The 4,171-nt window shown below is 44.0% G+C and carries 8 protein-coding genes; all 8 read left to right on the top strand.

Annotated elements, in window-relative coordinates; all coding sequences use genetic code 11:
• The first annotated feature begins 121 nt into the window (after positions 1-121).
• Positions 122-709, top strand: coding sequence for a hypothetical protein (locus VZ94_RS19075; protein WP_052700758.1), 588 nt, complete (start codon positions 122-124; stop codon positions 707-709).
• A 106-nt stretch (positions 710-815) separates the two neighbouring features.
• A complete protein-coding gene (locus VZ94_RS19070; RefSeq protein ID WP_239650092.1) occupies positions 816-1,067 on the top strand; it encodes a hydrogenase maturation nickel metallochaperone HypA/HybF in 252 nt (83 codons plus the stop codon).
• 81 nt (positions 1,068-1,148) lie between these two features.
• Entirely contained in the window at positions 1,149-1,946 is a 798-nt protein-coding gene (gene hypB / locus VZ94_RS19065) for a hydrogenase nickel incorporation protein HypB (protein WP_045780447.1), read from the top strand.
• A gap of 43 nt (positions 1,947-1,989) precedes the next feature.
• Positions 1,990-2,193: an addiction module protein gene (locus tag VZ94_RS19060; protein WP_045780446.1), complete on the top strand. Its 204-nt coding sequence runs from the start codon at positions 1,990-1,992 to the stop codon at positions 2,191-2,193.
• Positions 2,190-2,498 carry a hypothetical protein gene (locus VZ94_RS19055; RefSeq protein WP_045780445.1) on the top strand — a complete coding sequence of 103 codons (309 nt, stop codon included), beginning with the start codon at positions 2,190-2,192 and terminating at the stop codon, positions 2,496-2,498. Before VZ94_RS19060 ends, VZ94_RS19055 begins: the two co-directional genes overlap by 4 nt.
• A gap of 4 nt (positions 2,499-2,502) precedes the next feature.
• Complete coding sequence (locus VZ94_RS19050) at positions 2,503-2,730, top strand: HypC/HybG/HupF family hydrogenase formation chaperone (RefSeq protein ID WP_045780444.1); 228 nt, start codon at positions 2,503-2,505, stop codon at positions 2,728-2,730.
• A complete protein-coding gene (hypD, locus tag VZ94_RS19045) occupies positions 2,727-3,836 on the top strand; it encodes a hydrogenase formation protein HypD (protein ID WP_045780443.1) in 1,110 nt (369 codons plus the stop codon). Before VZ94_RS19050 ends, hypD begins: the two co-directional genes overlap by 4 nt.
• Before the next feature lie 12 nt (positions 3,837-3,848).
• The coding region (locus VZ94_RS19040; RefSeq protein ID WP_045780442.1) for an Rpn family recombination-promoting nuclease/putative transposase at positions 3,849-4,171 on the top strand (323 nt) is incomplete at its 3' end.

Below are 4,171 nucleotides of genomic sequence, written 5' to 3'. Positions count from 1 at the left end.
TTCAAGCCATGTCCCAAAACTCTTCCGCTGGAATTCCCGTGAAAGCACGGACTAATGCAGGATGTTTGCGTAACATCGACTCGGTGAACATCACTATCTCCAAATTTTTATTAGGATACTATTGCACCATACACCCATTTTGCTTATTGTGCATAAACTCTATTCTAATCAGCTACATGCTTGGGTTAATCAACACGCGTGTTTACCTGCATGTTTGTTAAAAACCTTGTATGCTAAGGATTGGGGTTCGGTTGGCCATCATGAGCATGCGCATTTACCGGTCTTATTAGAATCATTGCATGAACAATTGCAAGGTGTTGATAGACAGGCTTTTTGCCAACAACCGCTATGGCAGCAAATGCCTGTGGAAACGACGCCCTTAAGTCGGTTGCAGTTGCATCCATTAGTCGCTGAGTTAAATAAAGCCTATGGCACAGGCTTATTAACGCGTTTTTGCGCCGTTTTAGTCGACATGGTTAATCATCTTAAACGCTTACAAGCACCAGTATTATCAGTGTCAGGGTATAAAGCAGGCTCAGTAAGCTTAGCGGCGGTGCCAGCGGCTAGAGGTTTATTAATTCACCACCTCGAATTACAACACGGCTTAGTGTACGATTACCAGGTTATCGCGCCTACGGAATGGAATTTTCATCCAAAAGGCGTGTTAGTCGCTAGCCTAAAAAAATTTATCAGCTGCAAATGCCGATGAATTACAACAACAAGCGCACTGGTTGATTCATGCGATTGACCCTTGTGTAGCTTATTCATTGACATTAGAGCCTTAATGGCATAACTATGACGAATGTATGCATGAAATGTCGTTATGCGAAAGTGTGTTAGAGATTCTTGAACAACAAGCACTTGAGCAACATTTTAACCGTGTAAAAACGGTTTGGTTAGAAATAGGGCAGTTATCTAGCGTAGAGCCGGATGCGATGCGGTTTTGTTTTGATGTCGTGACTAAAAATACCTTAGCTGAACACGCGCGTTTAGAAATTATTGCCACACCTGGTAGTGCGTGGTGTTTGCCTTGTGGTCAAAACGGTTGCCGTGCAAACGCTTTATGATGCCTGTCCCGAGTGTGGCAGTGCGCAATTACAAATCGTTAGTGGTGATGCCATGCGAATTAAAGAACTGGAGGTAGAATAATGTGCGGTGTTTGCGGTTGCGGTGAAGAACATTCTCACGCGCATGAAGAAAACGGTCATGACCATTCTCATCATCATCACCACCATCATCATGAAGCGGAGCATAGCCATGCGCCGGGCTTAACGCCAGCGCGTATGGTGCAAATAGAGCAAGATATTTTGGCAAAAAACAATGCCTATGCCGATGATAATCGCTGTTATTTTGCTGAACGTGGGCTGTTAGTCTTAAATCTGGTGTCTAGCCCAGGCTCAGGTAAAACCACGTTGTTAACCGAAACCATTGTTAAACTTAAGGATGAGCTTGCGATGGGCGTTATTGAAGGCGACCAACAAACCAGCCGCGACGCTGAGAGAATTCGCGCAACCGGTGTGCAAGCCATACAAATCAATACCGGTAAAGGTTGTCATTTAGATGCGCATCGCGTAGGTCATGCCTTAGAACAGCTAAACTTGCCTAATCGCAGTGTGTTGTTTATTGAGAATGTAGGCAATCTCGTTTGTCCATCGGCTTTTGATTTAGGTGAAGCACATAAAGTGGTGGTGTTATCGGTTACAGAAGGTGAAGATAAACCGATTAAATATCCAGATATGTTTAGAGCCGCAGATTTAATGATTTTGAACAAAATTGATTTATTACCGCATCTGGATTTTGACGTTGATCAGTGTTTGCGCTATGCCAAGCAAGTCAACCCTAAAATCAAAGTGTTGCTCATCTCAGCTAAAACCGGTGAAGGCATGACAAATTGGCTGAATTGGTTAAAAGCAGAGTTGGTGTTGCAGGGGATTGAGTATGCTTGACATATCCTTTATTTAACAAATATGAGCTTAATGAGGTTTGGCAATGATGCGTGAAGAAATTGCAACGATGTCGATGTCGGAAAAAATCATCTTGATGGAAGCTATTTGGGATAGCTTAGAAACTGAAATCGATGAATTACAGCCACCTGACTGGCATCAAGACGTTCTTAGCGACAGAATAGAGCGCCTAAACACGGGGCAAGTAAAACTCATCAGTTTACAAGAATTAAAAAATCGTATTCGATGAAGAACAAAGAACTGCTATTACTAGATGATGTCGCTCTGGACTTACAACGAGGCCAGCAGTTTTATGAGCGTATTCAGGCAGGTATCGGTGATTATTTTCTTGATAGCCTCATTGCTGACATTGAATCGTTAAGACTTTATGCCGGGATTCATAGTAAACACTGCCGTTTGTATAGGATGCTAGCAAAAAGATTTCCTTATGCGATTTACTATGATGTTTCAGAACAAGCGATTATCGTTATTGCGGTACTTGATTTAAGACAAAATCCTAAGTGGATTAAGCAGCAACTAACGCGGAAACAGTAAATCTATGTGCCTTGCCATCCCTGCCCAAATTCTAACCATAGCCACCGATTTGCAAACAGCGACGGTGACCGTCGATGGCGTCAATATAGACGTGTCATTAGCTTTAGTAGATGATGTCTGCGTAGGCGATTATGTCCTCGTTCATGTCGGTTTTGCGTTAAACAAAATCGATGAAGCAGAAGCGCTACAAACCCTCGCATTATTTGCCGAGGCCGGTTTAACTACCTCATGAAATATGTAGACGAATTTCGTAGCCATGCGTTAGCCAAACAACTAGCAGTGGCAATAGCCAATACCGTAGACACGGAGCGCCATTACCGGTTAATGGAGTTTTGTGGCGGTCATACCCATGCTATTTTCCGGTATGGTGTGCAAAATTTAATGCCTAGCAATGTCGAGTTTATTCACGGGCCGGGTTGCCCAGTCTGTGTACTGCCGATTGCGCGTATTGATAGTGCTATTCGCCTAGTCAAACAACACGATGTGATTTTATGCACGTATGCCGATTTAATGCGGGTTCCGGCTAGCGAACGGCAAAGTTTGTTGAAGGCAAAAGCGGCAGGCGGCGACATTCGCATGGTGTATTCGACACAAGAGGTATTAAAAATTGCTGAGCAACATCCGGGCCGCCAAGTCGTGTTTTTTGCTATAGGCTTTGAAACCACTACGCCAGCGACCGCTGTTGCAATTAAACAAGCACAAGCGTTAGGTTTAACTAACTTTTCGGTATTCTGTAACCATGTGCTGACGCCTGCTGCCATGCAAGCATTGTTAGATGCCGAACCGCCGATTGCGGTGGATGGTTTTTTAGGCCCATCGCATGTGAGCACGATTATAGGCAGTCAAGCGTATGAGCGTTTCGCTAATCATTATGGCAAGCCGATAGTGATAGCAGGTTTTGAACCACTGGATGTCATGCAATCGGCGTTAATGTTAATTCAGCAATTGAATTCTGGTCGCCATGAGGTCGAAAATGAATATCGTCGTGCGGTTACGCACGAAGGCAATCAAAAAGCCCAGACATTGGTCAACGAGGTGTTAGAGGTTCGTGCGCAGTTTGAATGGCGCGGCCTAGGCTTTATTGCTGATAGCGCACTGAAGCTAAAAACCACGTATGCTGAGTTTGATGCTGAAGAGCGATTTGATATGGTAGATGTATCGGTCAAAGACGTTAAGGGGTGTGAGTGCCCCGCTATTTTACGCGGTATAAAAAAACCTCAAGATTGCAAACTGCTAGGTACGGTGTGTACGCCGGAAAATCCTATGGGTTCTTGCATGGTATCATCAGAAGGCGCGTGTGCAGCCTATTGGTCGTATGGTCGAGTTTATTCTAGTTAAGAGGCGTTGAGCATGATAGCTAGATATGTTAATCCCTATACCGACTTTGGTTTTAAACGCTTATTTGGCGAGGAAGCCAGTAAAGACTTGTTGATTGATTTTTTAAATCAATTACTCCCTGCGCATCATCAAATCGCCGAACTGAGCTTTAAGAATCCAGAAAAACTACCCAGCACGCCGAAAGAGCGCAAAGCGATTTTTGATATTTATTGCCAAGCGCGTAATGGTCAACGCTTTATCGTCGAAATGCAAAAAGCGCGGCTGAATTTTTTCAAAGACCGGGCGTTGTTTTATTCGACGTTTCCGATTAAAGAACAAGCCMAAAGGGGTGTGGA

The organism is Methylocucumis oryzae, from assembly GCF_000963695.1.
Classification (GTDB): Bacteria; Pseudomonadota; Gammaproteobacteria; order Methylococcales; family Methylomonadaceae; genus Methylovulum; species Methylovulum oryzae.
This window is presented reverse-complemented; position numbering and strand designations above follow the sequence as displayed.